Source organism: Psychrobacter sp. W2-37-MNA-CIBAN-0211, from assembly GCF_040309405.1.
Taxonomy (GTDB): Bacteria; Pseudomonadota; Gammaproteobacteria; order Pseudomonadales; family Moraxellaceae; genus Psychrobacter; species Psychrobacter glaciei.
The window spans coordinates 144,696-159,000 of record NZ_JBEOOU010000002.1; the positions used below are offsets into that span (position 1 = coordinate 144,696).

Below are 14,305 nucleotides of genomic sequence, written 5' to 3' on the forward strand. Positions count from 1 at the left end.
GGGGCATAAAAATAAAGCGTACTTTATACCAGTTTTTATGATAAATATATAATTAGATTATAAACTATTGAGTGGTATCAATTCTTTAGGAGTTAAGTAGAGCGTGTTAAGTATCTTGTAACATTGGTCGTTTAAGGTTGACCGATTGCTTGGCATCTGTGTTTTTGATTACTTGCTTTCTGATTATCTACTTTCTGTTTAATGGCTTTCTGTTTAGCCGTCTAATGAAAACGCGGCTGATAATCGTCGTCGTAAACAGGTGTGTGCTCGACATAGCGCGCCGCTTCCAACTCGCGCTGCTGACTGACCGACTGACTCACATCATCGTAGCGTAATGCCCGATACAGCACCCAGACCGTCAAAGGTAGCCAGCTTATTCCCATAGCGATGACGTAGCTGTGCCATTCTGAAAGCTCTGATAGTGTAGGGCGACCTGACAAGATATTTTGGATAACTTCGACGCTCAGCCAGTAGACCATGCCGCCAAACAGATATAGTAAGAGCCAACGATGCGATGAGAGAGCAAGTGCCACGACCACACCTGCTAGCAGCCCATAACCAAGCCATGCCGCGCTGCTCCACGCATCAACACCGATAAAAGAAAAAATAGTCAGTAACATCATTCATCTCGCTATTCATAAGGTGAATTCCAATGAGGCTATTATGAAAGGTTATTGAACAAAGCTGAAGAGGGTGTAGGCGACTTTGCGACAACCGTTGACGTTTGGTTTTTTGAATGATTTTGACCGTTTAGCGTAGGGATTTGCTAAGAAAAGCGCCGCAAGAATGGGCGCTTTTTATTGGTAATAAAGAGAAGGTTTTGTTAATTTTAGATGAGATTAATACAAGCTTGAGGCAGGGCTAAGCTCGATTGGTACGGTTGCCCCACCAAGACAATAGCGAGACTAAAATAGCACCGAGTAGCATAAGTCCGACTGTGCTTAACCAGTGCGGGCCAGTAGGATATTGCCATGGCATGACGTTGGTGATCGCCTCACTATTTAGAGAACCTAAGGCGTCGACTTTCCACGGCCAGACTTTAACCAAGGATCCGGCGATAAAGCCTGTGAGCAAGGCTAATGTAGCTTGATAATAGCGAGACAATAACCATTTAAGCGCACGAGTAAATAATAACAATCCCGTTGCCATACCCGCCATAACAGTAAAAATGACGGTGAAATCATGAGTATGGACAGCCTCTAATACCGTATCATACGCTCCCATCAACAGTAAGATAAACGACCCTGAAATACCCGGTAAAATCATCGCACAAATAGCAATGGCTCCGGCAAAAAACAGATAGGGTAAGCTTGGAGTAGTGGTCAGTAAAGGCAAACTACTGATAGTAACAGCTGTTACTATTCCAATGATAAACAGTACTGCTCGTCCTATATTCCAGCGCTTAATTTCGCTTAATAAAATAAATACGGTTGCGACAACCAGCCCAAAAAAGAATGACCAAATCAGTAATGGCTCATTGTCCAGTAGATGCTTGATCATACCAGCCAAGGTCAAAAAACTGGTGGCAATACCGAGTAGCAGACATAATAAAAAAGTGGCATCCACTTGTCGCCAAACTGCAACTAGACCTTTGATGCCACCTTCTTGGCGGAATATCTGCCACAGATGGGGGCCAATGCTACTAAGTGCATTAATCAGGCGCTCGTAAATACCTGCAATCAATGCAATAGTACCGCCAGAGACACCAGGCACGATATCAGCCGCGCCCATGGCCATACCTTTGAAGTAAACGCCTAATAGCTGTTTTGGACTGTCAGTAGTAGTCACACTGGTATCTAATGGTTGCGGCACTGACGACTCGCTTGGTTTAGGTGATTGGGGTGCCGTCATGGACAGTCCTTGAGTGATTTGAGATGAGCGTTGAAGGTGAGTGCCAATATTTAGATTAAAGTCATGAGTTAGACTAAAGTCATGCTCAGGCAGTAAGGTTCAAATGGTTTTATTAAAATAGCGCCATAGTCAGTGGCAACAAAATATAAAAACTATAAATATAAAAGCCAGATTAGGGTCTGTTGAATATTCAAATGTGGAACTGGCAGTGGCTATTTTTTAGACAATATGCAGTGAAATTTTTGACGCCTAGTTATTCTAGGTTAGACAATTTCGCCATATATTGGCAAAAAATAGTACTGCCCTGAAAGGCTGATGCCAAAATCACCCCAAACGTTGTTGTAAACCTAGCTAAGGTCTCGACATTATCGTCGGTTTACGCCTAGTTTGATGCGATTTTAGCGATCAGCAGTCCTAATATTTGAATGTTCAACAGACCCTAATGACAAAGACATTAACCTAGCTTTTTATAGTGTGTCCAGCATTTAGACATTACTCAGTAGGAGCAAGTGCGGGATAGCCAAGCGCGTAGAGCACGCCTTCTAGACCAGTCACATTAATCGCTGCATCGGCACGTGCTTGCACAATAGGCTTAGCATGATACGCGACCCCCAAGTCAGCAAGCGCCATCATCGGCAAATCATTGGCACCGTCGCCGATACAGACCACTTGTGACATCTCGATACCCAAACGCTCAGCAGTATGTTCGACGATAGCGGCTTTTTTGGCACCATTTATGATGGGTAATTGTATGTGGCCAGTGACTTCACCTTCGTCGATGTCTAAGGCATTGGCATGGACTTCATCAATACCCAATTGCTCAGCAATATACCGGGCAAAATAAGTAAAGCCGCCAGATACCAATACCGTATGATAGCCCAAGGCTTTTAGTGCGCTGATGGTAGTGCGAGCGCCTGCAGATAGCGTTAAGCGGCTGCATATATCATCGAGCACATCTGTTGAGATGCCTTTTAGTAACGCCACCCGCTGAGCAAATGATTCATCAAAATCAATCTCACCGCGCATGGCTGCCTCAGTAATGGCTTCGACTTCTTCACCAATTCCCGCTGTTTTTGCCAGTTCTACGATGACTTCTTGTTCAATCAACGTCGAATCCATATCAAAGCAGGCAAGTTTGTGGGTACGCAGCATATGACCGACGGATAAAATATGGCAATCAACGACGTTTAAGTCGTCCGTAATACCTGTGCTGCGCGTGTTTTTATATTGCTCGGTCAAGTCATGACGCAAGCGCGTGGTCAATTGATCATCGATGATATGAGCCGCCGCCGTCTTCTTGCCAGGGTGCATGAGAGTGTCGGTTACTGGCACCAGTAGATAGCGGAATACTTGCGCCTGTGTAAAGGGAAGACGTTGCGCATCTGCTGCCATCGGCTCTGTATCAGAAACTGTGATATTGACAAAGCTTGCATCGGTGTCTTCGGCGACGGTTACCAAATGCCAGCTTGGTTGCTCATCGACCCATGACTGAACATATTGATGAATATCCATTGCTGACACTTGAGTCGGCAGCACTACGATGAGTGCAAAAACAGGCAGCGACTGTAGCGCATCAAAATCTTGCAAATTGGTATCATCAGGTAATAATGCCGCAATAGAGTCGACGGCTTGTTGCCATGCTTTGCTGTCTTTTGGTAACGAATAAGAGGTATTTTTTGGCATGGCTCAATTGTCCCTTGTATGCTCATATAAGATTGGGAATAATAACAGTTTTACTGAGCAGCGCCTATAGATGACGTGCAAAGTATCACAGGTGTCTAAGATTGCCTGTCAGGGCGCAAAAACTGCTCAAATGCGATAAAGTTATCATGATAAATTTATAAAGTGACTAACGCTATAAGGCTTATTATGGTGATATAGTAGATGAGATAAACTGCCCACTTGGTAACGATGTTGTGGCAAAGACAGCAGCGGTGTTAATGATGCAGATTGCGATACTATCATGAGTTAAGTTTAGTCCGATGGGCGAGAGCTATTTGACGTCATAGTAATTTAAATAATGGTGATTGGTTTCAGTAACGCTCTATCAATATGCACGCATCACAATTTTCTAAAAATTAGCCAAAAAATGAGCAATAGCCTCGTTTTTTAATTTCTCTTCTCCAAAAAAGTTTACCATATCATGACGTATTTAGCGCCGCGGCAAGGGTTGTTTGCCATTATTCTTCTGGTTAGTTTTTGTTTGCAGACTCTATTATTGGTCATCAGTACCGACCAACAGCTGAGCAAAAGTCGTGCGTTAAAAGGCGAGCAGATGGTCGCCCAGCTGATTGATGAGGCAAGGTTGTCTTTAGAAAACAAAGACCGTGTCAGCTTAAGCGTTATTGCCAATCGCTATACCAGCGAGCAAGACGTCACACGGATACTGATTAAAGACAACAACGACGACATCTTGGTGCCTGTTGGCAATGCGCCAATGCAGCAAGGCGATACCATTCGTCAGATCGCCACCAATGGCGATGCGGTGATTGGCAGTGTGTCGTTGACACTAAAAGATATTAGCAAGGGCGAGATTATCGCTATGCAATGGCCGTTTGTCATCGGTACTATGCTGCTGCATTTATTGCTTTGGCTGATTTATGGTTATCTGGCTCGTCCTACTAAAGAGCAAATCAATGCGCTCAGCCGTGATGTCGAAGATTTATATCGCGAGCAATATCGGCAGGTTGATCAACGCAGTGACTATCGTGAGAATGCTCGCGAGAATGATCGTGGCTATGCTGATGGTGCGAATGACAAGCGCTCAGCCGATAACGAGAATAACAATACTAGAAACAGTAGCAATAAAAATGAAGGTCGTAATCTTGATGATAATCAAGTGACTGGTGAAACCAGTAATAAAACCACAAATACCCGCAAAATTGACGTCCATAATGAAGTTAATGCCTATCTAAGGGCGCAGCAGAATCAAGATGCGACGACGGAAGACACTGGTCTTAATGCTGACAATACCTCTGAATATCATACAGATGATCAGGCTACCGACGCAACGCAAAACGATGGGCGCAGCAGTGATAATGGCACTCATAAAGTCAATGGCAGTGCCTCTCAGTCATCTACCGCTAAGCTATCTGCCACACGCGCAGTTGACACGGTCAGTGTCCAAATCGTATTTCATGACGAATTTAATATGCTTGAGCGTCTAGCGCCTTCCCAGCGCTTGCCTTACCTTGCGCTATGTACGCAGCTACTCAATCAGGCAATAACCGAGCTACTCAAACAACCGCTGTTGATGGGTGTTAGTGCGATGAATGAACCACGCTTTGACGAAAGCGGTGCCTGTGCGGTGCTCAAAGCGGATAATAGCCATGCCAAAGTCGCGCTAGCAGGCGTGATGCTTGGCAAGCTCTACCTGATGCTCAATAAGATCATCCACGACAAGCATATTGAACTGTCGCGTTTTGCCTTGTCAGCCAAAGCTGGCGTGAGTGATGATGCCCAAGCCGATGCCATGACCCAACTGTTACAAAGCGTGGGCAAAAAAGAGCAGATGTTGATATTGCTGCCTAATGCTGGACTAAAACAAATCAGCAACCATGTTCAAGTACACAGCATCATGCGTCCGACAACTGTCTATGAGCGTGAGTGCGCGATATTTGATGGTGGCAATGACTCGATGATTCAGCGTTTGGCAGATGTCCGTAATGCAGTTCTGATGATTGAAGAAACGGATGAGTAATATGCTTCATCGCTATTAATGCTGCCACTCTCTCTACAATTGCCTGCGAGATAGCCTGTACGATTGTTCTTGTGTTTGTTGCTAAATAGGGCATAGTGATAAAAAGGATTGACAATGCCCAGTAGAGACTTTATAAGGCATATATATATTCACGTATTTTTAATACACTTGCCAAAAAATGATAGGAGTTTGTCATGAGTGACGCTGATATTGACGACGATTTTGATGATGATTTTGTCGACGATGATGATGCAAAGATGGTAGAAGAGGCTGAGACTAGTGTGCGTACGCGCCTAAGTAGTCTTGAGAAGCGTCGACTAATCGATAATTTGCTAGAAGAAAAGCGTTTGGCTAAAGAGTTAAAAGACGATCTTGACGATCTAGATAACTTCGATGAAGATGGCGATGATTGGGATGATGATTTTTAGATTTTAGACTTAAGTTAACGATCCTTTTAGGTCAGCCAAGCAGATGATACGATTAAAGTAGGCCCAGTAAACCAAACTAAGCCAATGCCTTAGGGGTTGATCGTGACTGAATTGTGCTAAGCTGGCTGTACCATATTTTGGTTTTCAATGCTTGGTTTTCAATGCTTGGTTTTGAACGCTTGGTTTTAGTTTTTAATGATTGCTGTGCCACTTAGGGCGTTTCATCAATTAGCACATTGATACATTTAGTGGTCTTAAAATGGTTGAATTTTGCCAAATGTCGTCAGAAATCTTGTCAATAGATGCATATTTACGGCAATTTCTTTCTTGTTTGGCTACAATTTTCCTCATTTTAAGCCTAACAATCTAAATGATGACACGCCCTCGTTATATTTAATAAATTTATTTTATAAAGGTTGTTTGGTTTTAGGTGTGTCATCCAAGCAACTGCTATCCCCTTCTTATTCACCATCAGACATTTAATCGGTCGTTTGTGGTGACTGACGCAATCCATCTTTCAAGGATTATTACATCATGAGTAACCAACTAAGTTTTGATGAATTACTAGATTATTTGGACAATCAAGAGAGCCAGTTTGTGCTCGATAGTGTCGCCGCGCATGGTTTTCTGACAGCGACAGTCATCGGTCGTCCATTGCCTAATTGGATGGATGCGCTATTTGAAGGTCATGCTAGTGAGATTCCAGAAAATGTCATCGATGGCATTAAGCGCTGGCGCGACTCTATCATCGCTGAACTAAAAAATGAGACGCCTATCGAGCTACCGTTTGGTGAAGGTGCTGGCGACGAAGAAGTGGCTGTCGATTTTTCAGACGAGTCAGACATCGTTGCTTGGTCAATCGGCTTTGTCGATGCCATGTATGGCGATGAAGCCAGTGATTGGTTTGAAGATCAAGACACCGCAGAAGACGTGGCAGTACTGACCTTGCCTATGATTGTGCTTAGCGGCATCGATGATGAAGATCCAGAACTATCTGAGATGCGTAAAGACGAAGACAAAATGGTACAGATGGCCAATAGCATCGAAGGCAATTTGACTGAGCTGTTTTTGTTGTTTCATACCAATGATTAGTCTTTTATAGACAGTTTTTATAGGCAGTGTTGATTGCCATTAATAATGTGGTTTGTTCGCAGCAATGTGGTCTGCCATTATTCTTTATCAATGTTGATTAACGCTGACCATTTCTAGCTGAATTATTTTTATAAGTCACCGATAAGGTCGTACTATGACTGTGCAACTCTCCAATCTTGAGCACTTACCCAATTATCAAATTACCGAACGCCTAGACGTTGTGTACGGTAGTACCGTGCGCTCAAAGCATGTGGGTAAGGATCTGTTTGCTGGGTTAAAAAATATCGTTGGCGGCGAGCTGACTGCCTATACTGAGCTACTAGAAGAGTCGCGCCAAGAGGCGATAGATCGCATGATTGTCAAAGCCGAAGCGCTAGGGGCTGACGCAGTTGTCGGTCTGCGTTTTTCGACTTCTAGTATCGCGCAAGGTGCGTCAGAGCTGTTTGTCTATGGCACCGCGGTCAAAGCAGTACCTGTTCAACAGCAGCCTGCATCACCGCCACAGTACCCATCTGGTCACACTCCACCTATTCAAAATGCACCTACTCAAAATCCGCAAACGCAACCGCCAATTCCAGCGGACGATCTACCACGTTTCAATCCTTTTGGTTAGTTAATTAAGTTTTAAAACACTAAAGCTTTTTTATGATAAGAGACGTGCCATGAATAATTCTATGACTCAATTCCTCATTAACTACGCGCCGCTTATTATATTATTCGTGGTGGGGTGGTTCTTTGGATCGCGTCATGAGCGCCAACACTTAGCACAGCTCAGTATCGCAGAGCAAACCTTGGGTCACATCGTGGTCTCAAGCGAGCGATTTTATCATCCCAAGTTGGCAGCCGATAGTAAAGGTGAGCTGGTGCTGGGCAGCGTGGTGATTGCCCAAGATTACTTTAAGATGATTATCGCTCGGGTACTGAGTTTATTTGGCAAAAACTTAACCACTTATGAGACTTTGCTAGATCGCGCACGGCGTGAGGCTATCGTCCGTATGCGCACGCAGGCACAGGCCAAAGGCTACAATCATATCTATGGTTTACGTCTGGAAGTCACTAGTATCAATCAATTGGGCAGCATGGTCGAAGCCATTGCCTATGGCACAGCAGTGGTCGATATCGACACAGCAACTGACCACCACAAATAGCTGAGCCAACGCCTAATTATCTGTAAGTTTCCATAGCTTTTCCGATAGTCATCAATGCTTGTTTCTTCAATGCCATCGTAAGCATGCCATCCTAAAATTTATATTTACATCTATCAGCGTAAATACCTCAAACCTATATTTCATTACAAAAGCCCATTATTGACCGGGGAGTAAGTGAATGATGTAAGTCATGAGCACGCGACAACGCTATACTTCATTTTATCATTCGATATGCTGGTGTACGTGTATTAGCAGGATTGGCTTATACCGCTAGCGTGAAAAATATCGTTATAAATTCTACAGCAACCTAGCCATTAAGTGCTTTGATCAAGTGCATTAAGGACAAGCGCTGTGTGTCGACCTATAGACAGGTCTTATCTACATGGATGTAGTTATGGAAAATCTTGAAATAGTCACCTTAGTAAACTCAGTCGTTATTCCCCTTTGCCTATTTTTGATTATGATGGGCATGGGTATGACCCTCATTACCAACGACTTTAAACGTGTTTTGAAATACCCAAAAGCGGTCAGTATTGGCTTGCTCAATCAGCTTATCTTATTACCGATTATTGGTTTTGCACTGGCAAATATTATGCCGTTGCGACCTGAGTATGCGGTAGGGGTCATGTTACTCGTGCTCTGTCCGGGTGGCACCACTTCCAACTTATTTACCTTCCTTGCCAAAGGCGATGTAGCGTTATCAGTCACTATGACGGCCATTGCTAGTGTCGTCACGGTATTTAGTATTCCTGTTGTCCTGAGCTTTTCATTGATTCACTTTATGGGTGCTGGGAGCGAGTTTCAACTGCCGATTATAAAGACAATGATTTCTTTATTCGTCATCACCATTCTGCCTATTAGTATTGGTATGCTGATCAAACGCTTTGCGCCAAGAGTTGCTGATAGCTCACAAGTCATAGTCTCTCGTTTTGGCGTGACGTTTTTGACATTCTTGGTCGTGTTTTTGAGTTATGTACAAAGAGATATCATCGTTGAGGCCCTTATCGCTACCGGACCAGTATCGTTGCTACTAAACCTGTCAACCATGGCACTGGGTTACTATAGCAGTAAATGGTTGGGCTTAAACCTAGCACAGCGAACGTCCATCACTATGGAAGTTGGCTTGCAAAACAGCACCTTGTCTATATTTATGGCGCTCACGTTATTGTCTAATTACGACATGTCGATGACACCAGCTATCTATACGTTAGTCATGTTCTTGACCGCTGGTATATTGGTGAGAGTATTTAGCTCGAAGTTCAATAAGCTGAAGAAGACGGAAATTGAGAAAGGTGTTTTGGCCGCCCGTATGCTTTAAAAGTGTCATCAGTGTTGAGCACTTATTGCTTATAGAATATGATTACTCATAAAATATTGCCAGCGCACACTCTTAAATAATGAGTTTGCGCTGGCATATTTTTGTACGAATCAGAGGCTTTATGAGCTGATAATAGTTTGATAGTCATTTGATTACTCTAGCGATGTCGTCTATCCATCCTTGCTATTTTGTTGTCTTTATTTTGCTGCTTAACTTTGGCGACATCAAATAAGAAAGTACGGTTTTTGAGAACTGCGACAAATACCACGCCGCCGACGGTATTGCCCAATATCACCACCACCAAAAATATCAAGTAACGCCAAAATCCGACGGTGTTGCCATAGAGTAGGGCAGAAAATACCTCAATATTACCCACGATACTATGATGCAAACCCAAAAAGCCAATACTGCCTGTGATTAACGAGACCAGCACGATACGGCTAAGGGTGTCGCGTGCCGAGGTGACAAGCCACGCAGCAACGCCCATCATCCAACCTGCTAGTACCGCGCTACCAAATATGACCCACCATTCAAATCCTAAAACATGCTCGGAATAGGCGTCGATATCGCTGGCGTCAAACAGATGCATATGCAAACCCAAACCGATCATCAACGCTGCAAATAGACAACCGCCAACGATATTACCAGCGATAACAATCCCCCAAAGTCGCATGAGTTTGTTTAATGGTTCGATACCATTGAGTACTGGTAGGCTCAGCAGAGACGTTTGCTCAGTGAACAATAGCGACTGACCAATGACGACGATAATAAAGCCAATCGGATAAAGTAATGACGCCAGCACCATGGCATATTGATTGGGCATTACATCGGTCAATAGGGCGAAGGCGGACAAAATCATAAACAGGCTAATACCAATCTCCAATCCTGCAGTAAAGGCACTGGTAAATAACGAGCCAAGCGAGCGATTAAAGGTTTCTTTGGCATCGATGACTTGTTCGACTAAGATGCTGGCATAACTTTTTGGTTCGCTTAAGTTGTCATCGCTGGCCACTTCTTTGATGGTTTCTTTGTCTTCATCACTGATCTCTTTTGGCAAATCTTCATCTTTTATAGCGTCACCTTTGGGCACACCTTCATTTTGGTTTGCGTCTTCAGAGTCATTTTGGCTTTCATTTTGAGCATCATCCTGATTGGTTCCAGTAGCCACTTCTAACGCCTCGTTATTGTCCTTCTTATCGGCATTGTCACTACTCTGCGCCGCGTGAATACTAGCTGTCGAACTCGGATTATTATTTTTATTAGAATTGTCTTTAGTATTAGGCATGACAGTAAACTTATATAAGAGGAGCGGTGAGTGAAGGATATAAAAATAACGGTCAAACCAGTGTCAACGTCATAGCCGTCGCCATGTTGCTGCAATGCAAAAAAGCTTATTTTAACAAGTTACAGTAAGGCCATAACGACTGCAAGTATCGAAAAAGCATTCGATACTAACAAAATCTGCCCATATAAGATAAAATCATCCTACTAACTTTTTTGTTTGCTCGAATCACCTATTATTATCCAGCGTTAGCGCTATGCCTGAACCCAGCTTGCGTTGGTTAATTGTATGAATTCAGCGATAACCATACTTTTGCTTACTATTTATTTAATCCATTTATGTTTTAGTCTGAGAGCCTTATGAGTAACCCTAATAGCAAAAATAATTTAACCCAGTCTATCCAAGCGGCCTTAAGCCAACTTGAAAACGCCTATAATCCTGCAGAAGTCGAAGCAGGCATGTATCAAGGCTGGGAAGAAAGCGGCTATTTTCAGCCGACTTTTGACAAAGACGAGTCGTTCTCTATCGCGCTACCACCACCGAACGTCACTGGCTCGCTACATATGGGTCATGGTTTTAACAACGCAATCATGGATGCGCTCACACGTTATCACCGCATGGATGGTGACAATACGCTGTGGCAACCAGGTACGGATCATGCGGGTATCGCCACCCAGATGGTCGTTGAACGTCGCCTAGAAGCGCAAGGTATCAAGCGCCGTGATATGACGCGTGAAGACTTCATCGATAAAGTATGGGAATGGAAAGAAGAGTCAGGCGGTAATATCACTAGCCAAATCCGCCGTTTGGGCAGCTCGGTTGACTGGTCACGTGAGCGTTTTACCATGGATGATGGTCTGTCTAACGCGGTAAAAGAAGTGTTCGTACGTCTATTTGACGATGGCCTTATCTATCGCGGTAAGCGTCTAGTGAATTGGGATCCAAAATTCCAAACCGCATTGTCTGATTTAGAAGTAGAAAACCACGACGAAAAAGGCAGCTTGTGGCATTTCCGCTATCATTTCACGGATAAAGATTTAACGACCCAAGATGGCAAAAACTATCTAGTCGTCGCCACCACACGTCCTGAGACTTTGCTTGGTGATACTGCTGTTGCGGTCAATCCTAGCGATGAGCGTTATGCGCACTTAGTCGGCAAAACCATTACCTTGCCAATCACTGGTCGCGTCGTGCCTATCGTTGCTGATGATTATGTCGAAAAAGACTTCGGTACGGGCTGCGTAAAAATTACTCCAGCGCATGATTTTAACGATTATGAATTGGGTCGTCGTCATAGCTTGCCATTGATTAATATTCTTGATGAGCGCGCCAATATTTTACCAGCAATGGAAGTCTATCCTGATCTGCAAACGCGTGAGCCAGAGTTAGAGACCACGCCAAGCGAGTATGCAGGACTTGAGCGTTTTACCGCTCGTAAGTTCCTCGTAGCGCAAGCAGGCGAGCAGGGCTGGCTAGAAGATATCGAAGACTATGCACTCAAAGCTCCGCGTGCTGAGCGCGGCGGTACGATCGTTGAGCCATGGTTGACCGATCAGTGGTATGTCGCTGTCAAAGAATTGGCCAAGCCTGCGATTGACGCGGTAGAAGATGGCAGCATCGAGTTCGTCCCTGCGCAATATAAAAACATGTATATGGCGTGGATGAACAATCTACAAGACTGGTGCATCAGCCGTCAGCTCTGGTGGGGGCATCGTATCCCAGCGTGGTATGACGATGCGACTGGCGAGATTTACGTCGCGCGTGACGAGGCTGAAGTTCGCAGTAAGTACAATCTAAACGCTGATGTAAAACTGCGCCAAGACGATGACGTTCTCGATACCTGGTTTAGCTCGGGTCTTTGGACGTTTAGTACGCTTGACTGGGCGGACGTCAATGCTGATCCACGCGTACTGAAAACCTTTCACCCAACCAGCGTGTTAGTGACTGGTTTTGACATCATTTTCTTTTGGGTCGCCCGCATGATTATGATGACCCTGCATTTTGTCAAAAACGAAGATGGCACGCCGCAAATACCGTTTAAGACCGTTTATGTGCATGGTCTGGTACGTGACGGCAATGGTCAAAAAATGTCAAAATCTAAAGGTAATGTCTTAGATCCGATTGATCTGATTGACGGTATTGATCTGGAAGCACTGGTAGAAAAACGCACCAGCAACATGATGAATCCAAAAGATGCAGCCAAAATCGAAAAGCAAACGCGTAAAGAGTTCCCAGAAGGCATCCCAGCCTTTGGTACGGATGCACTGCGCTTTACCTTTACCTCGCTGGCTAGCACGGGTCGCGATATCAACTTTGATCTAAAGCGTGTCGAGGGCTATCGTAACTTCTGTAATAAAATTTGGAACGCCAGCCGCTTTGTACTCATGAACTGTGTCGATAGCGAGGGCAATGCCAAGCCTATCGACCAAGCGGCCAACCCTGACGTTTGGGAATTACCAGAAAAATGGATCATGAGTCGTCTGAACTCTACCGTTGCCGATATCCATCAGCATTTCACCCAGTATCGTCTCGACATGGTTAGCCAAGATATCTATGAGTTTATCTGGAACGAGTACTGCGATTGGTACGTTGAGCTTGCCAAAGCCAGCCTCAATGATGACTCGGTATCAGATGAGCGTAAAGCGCAAATCCGTTATGTGCTACTGCACGTGCTAGAGACGGCGCTACGCTTCAGTCATCCAATCATGCCGTATCTAACCGAGCAAATCTGGCAGACGGTTGCGCCGTTATTGAATCGTAAAAACACTGAAAGCATTGTCATCGCTGATTATCCACAAACCGATGATGCTCAAATCAGTGAGCAAGTCGAATCTGATATGGCATGGCTACAAGAGCTGATTGCGAGCGTCCGTAACATCCGCGGTGAGATGAAACTGGGTAATGCGGTACGTCTGCCAGTGCTGCTACAAAATATCTCTGCTGATGAAGATGCGCGTCTATCACGTATCAAAAACCAGTTCAAAGCGCTTGCCAAAGTCGAGAGCCTAGAGATCGTCAAAGAAGGCGATGAAGTGCCACTGTCATCATCAAGTATGGTCGGTCAGCTACGTGTACTCGTACCGATGAAAGGACTAATCGATCCAACGGCTGAGCTGGCACGTTTGGGTAAGTCATATGATAAGTTGAAAGGTCAATCCGAAGGTATCGCGCGTAAGCTCGGCAATGAAGGATTTGTCAGTAAAGCACCTGCGGAAGTGGTCGATGCTGAAAAGGCGAAACTGGCTGAGCTAGAAGGGCAGTTGACGGCAATGACGGCGCAGATGGAGCAGTTGAAGGCGTTATAAAAACAAAAGCTTAAAAAGCATGGCCTCAGCATCGGAGTCCTTTAACAGTGGGCAAATATGCGATGTATGGGGCGGTGTTCTTTAATGGCTTAGCTTGGCGCTCGTCCCTCGCGTAAAAGCAAGCATAATAGATAAGCCACCATTTTTATGGTGGCTTTTTTTATCCTCCGTCTAATCTGTT

Annotated in this window: 11 protein-coding genes; 7 read left to right on the top strand and 4 right to left on the bottom strand. The window is 44.5% G+C overall.

The window, feature by feature from the left end; genetic code table 11:
- Nucleotides 1-221: 221 nt before the first annotated feature.
- The 3 genes from aciT to serB form a co-directional block, all read right to left on the bottom strand.
- Nucleotides 222-623 carry an AciT family ciprofloxacin tolerance protein gene (gene aciT, locus AAEY72_RS03435; RefSeq protein ID WP_352309451.1) on the bottom strand — a complete coding sequence of 134 codons (402 nt, stop codon included), beginning with the start codon at nucleotides 621-623 and terminating at the stop codon, nucleotides 222-224.
- A 238-nt stretch (nucleotides 624-861) separates the two neighbouring features.
- Nucleotides 862-1,851, bottom strand: a complete 990-nt coding sequence (locus AAEY72_RS03440) for a DUF368 domain-containing protein (RefSeq protein ID WP_352309452.1) — start codon at nucleotides 1,849-1,851, stop codon at nucleotides 862-864.
- 492 nt (nucleotides 1,852-2,343) lie between these two features.
- Nucleotides 2,344-3,534: a phosphoserine phosphatase SerB gene (gene serB / locus AAEY72_RS03445; protein ID WP_352309453.1), complete on the bottom strand. Its 1,191-nt coding sequence runs from the start codon at nucleotides 3,532-3,534 to the stop codon at nucleotides 2,344-2,346.
- A 460-nt stretch (nucleotides 3,535-3,994) separates the two neighbouring features.
- On the opposite strand from serB, the gene AAEY72_RS03450 reads away from it, so the two are divergent.
- The 6 genes from AAEY72_RS03450 to AAEY72_RS03475 all read left to right on the top strand — a co-directional run bounded on the left by AAEY72_RS03450 (nucleotide 3,995) and on the right by AAEY72_RS03475 (nucleotide 9,537).
- Nucleotides 3,995-5,551 (top strand): hypothetical protein, encoded by a 1,557-nt coding sequence (locus tag AAEY72_RS03450; RefSeq protein ID WP_352309454.1) that lies wholly within the window; start codon nucleotides 3,995-3,997, stop codon nucleotides 5,549-5,551.
- 194 nt (nucleotides 5,552-5,745) lie between these two features.
- Nucleotides 5,746-5,979, top strand: a complete 234-nt coding sequence (locus tag AAEY72_RS03455; RefSeq protein WP_010201674.1) for a PA3496 family putative envelope integrity protein — start codon at nucleotides 5,746-5,748, stop codon at nucleotides 5,977-5,979.
- A gap of 534 nt (nucleotides 5,980-6,513) precedes the next feature.
- A complete protein-coding gene (locus AAEY72_RS03460; RefSeq protein WP_010201673.1) occupies nucleotides 6,514-7,071 on the top strand; it encodes a YecA/YgfB family protein in 558 nt (185 codons plus the stop codon).
- Between the two features lie 154 nt (nucleotides 7,072-7,225).
- Nucleotides 7,226-7,684 carry a YbjQ family protein gene (locus tag AAEY72_RS03465; protein WP_352309455.1) on the top strand — a complete coding sequence of 153 codons (459 nt, stop codon included), beginning with the start codon at nucleotides 7,226-7,228 and terminating at the stop codon, nucleotides 7,682-7,684.
- Nucleotides 7,685-7,733: 49 nt separating this feature from the next.
- Complete coding sequence (locus AAEY72_RS03470) at nucleotides 7,734-8,219, top strand: YbjQ family protein (protein WP_194619506.1); 486 nt, start codon at nucleotides 7,734-7,736, stop codon at nucleotides 8,217-8,219.
- Between the two features lie 394 nt (nucleotides 8,220-8,613).
- The gene (locus AAEY72_RS03475) at nucleotides 8,614-9,537 is read left to right on the top strand and encodes a bile acid:sodium symporter family protein (protein WP_240215172.1); all 924 of its coding nucleotides are present in this window, start codon (nucleotides 8,614-8,616) and stop codon (nucleotides 9,535-9,537) included.
- A 157-nt stretch (nucleotides 9,538-9,694) separates the two neighbouring features.
- Here the strand turns inward: AAEY72_RS03475 and AAEY72_RS03480 are convergent, their stop codons facing one another.
- Entirely contained in the window at nucleotides 9,695-10,822 is a 1,128-nt protein-coding gene (locus AAEY72_RS03480) for a formate/nitrite transporter family protein (protein ID WP_352309456.1), read from the bottom strand.
- 356 nt (nucleotides 10,823-11,178) lie between these two features.
- Between AAEY72_RS03480 and AAEY72_RS03485 the strand changes: the two genes are divergently transcribed.
- Complete coding sequence (locus AAEY72_RS03485) at nucleotides 11,179-14,124, top strand: valine--tRNA ligase (protein WP_352309458.1); 2,946 nt, start codon at nucleotides 11,179-11,181, stop codon at nucleotides 14,122-14,124.
- The last annotated feature ends 181 nt before the right edge of the window (nucleotides 14,125-14,305 follow it).

Bases quoted from the DNA above. Each gene is read 5' to 3' on its own strand.
- AAEY72_RS03460 (WP_010201673.1), top strand. From the start codon at position 6,514: ATGAGTAACCAACTAAGTTTTGATGAATTACTAGATTATTTGGACAAT.
- AAEY72_RS03440 (WP_352309452.1), bottom strand. From the start codon at position 1,851: ATGACGGCACCCCAATCACCTAAACCAAGCGAGTCGTCAGTGCCGCAA.
- serB (WP_352309453.1), bottom strand. From the start codon at position 3,534: ATGCCAAAAAATACCTCTTATTCGTTACCAAAAGACAGCAAAGCATGG.
- AAEY72_RS03475 (WP_240215172.1), top strand. From the start codon at position 8,614: ATGGAAAATCTTGAAATAGTCACCTTAGTAAACTCAGTCGTTATTCCC.
- AAEY72_RS03465 (WP_352309455.1), top strand. From the start codon at position 7,226: ATGACTGTGCAACTCTCCAATCTTGAGCACTTACCCAATTATCAAATT.
- AAEY72_RS03485 (WP_352309458.1), top strand. From the start codon at position 11,179: ATGAGTAACCCTAATAGCAAAAATAATTTAACCCAGTCTATCCAAGCG.
- AAEY72_RS03455 (WP_010201674.1), top strand. From the start codon at position 5,746: ATGAGTGACGCTGATATTGACGACGATTTTGATGATGATTTTGTCGAC.
- aciT (WP_352309451.1), bottom strand. From the start codon at position 623: ATGATGTTACTGACTATTTTTTCTTTTATCGGTGTTGATGCGTGGAGC.
- AAEY72_RS03450 (WP_352309454.1), top strand. From the start codon at position 3,995: ATGACGTATTTAGCGCCGCGGCAAGGGTTGTTTGCCATTATTCTTCTG.
- AAEY72_RS03480 (WP_352309456.1), bottom strand. From the start codon at position 10,822: ATGCCTAATACTAAAGACAATTCTAATAAAAATAATAATCCGAGTTCG.
- AAEY72_RS03470 (WP_194619506.1), top strand. From the start codon at position 7,734: ATGAATAATTCTATGACTCAATTCCTCATTAACTACGCGCCGCTTATT.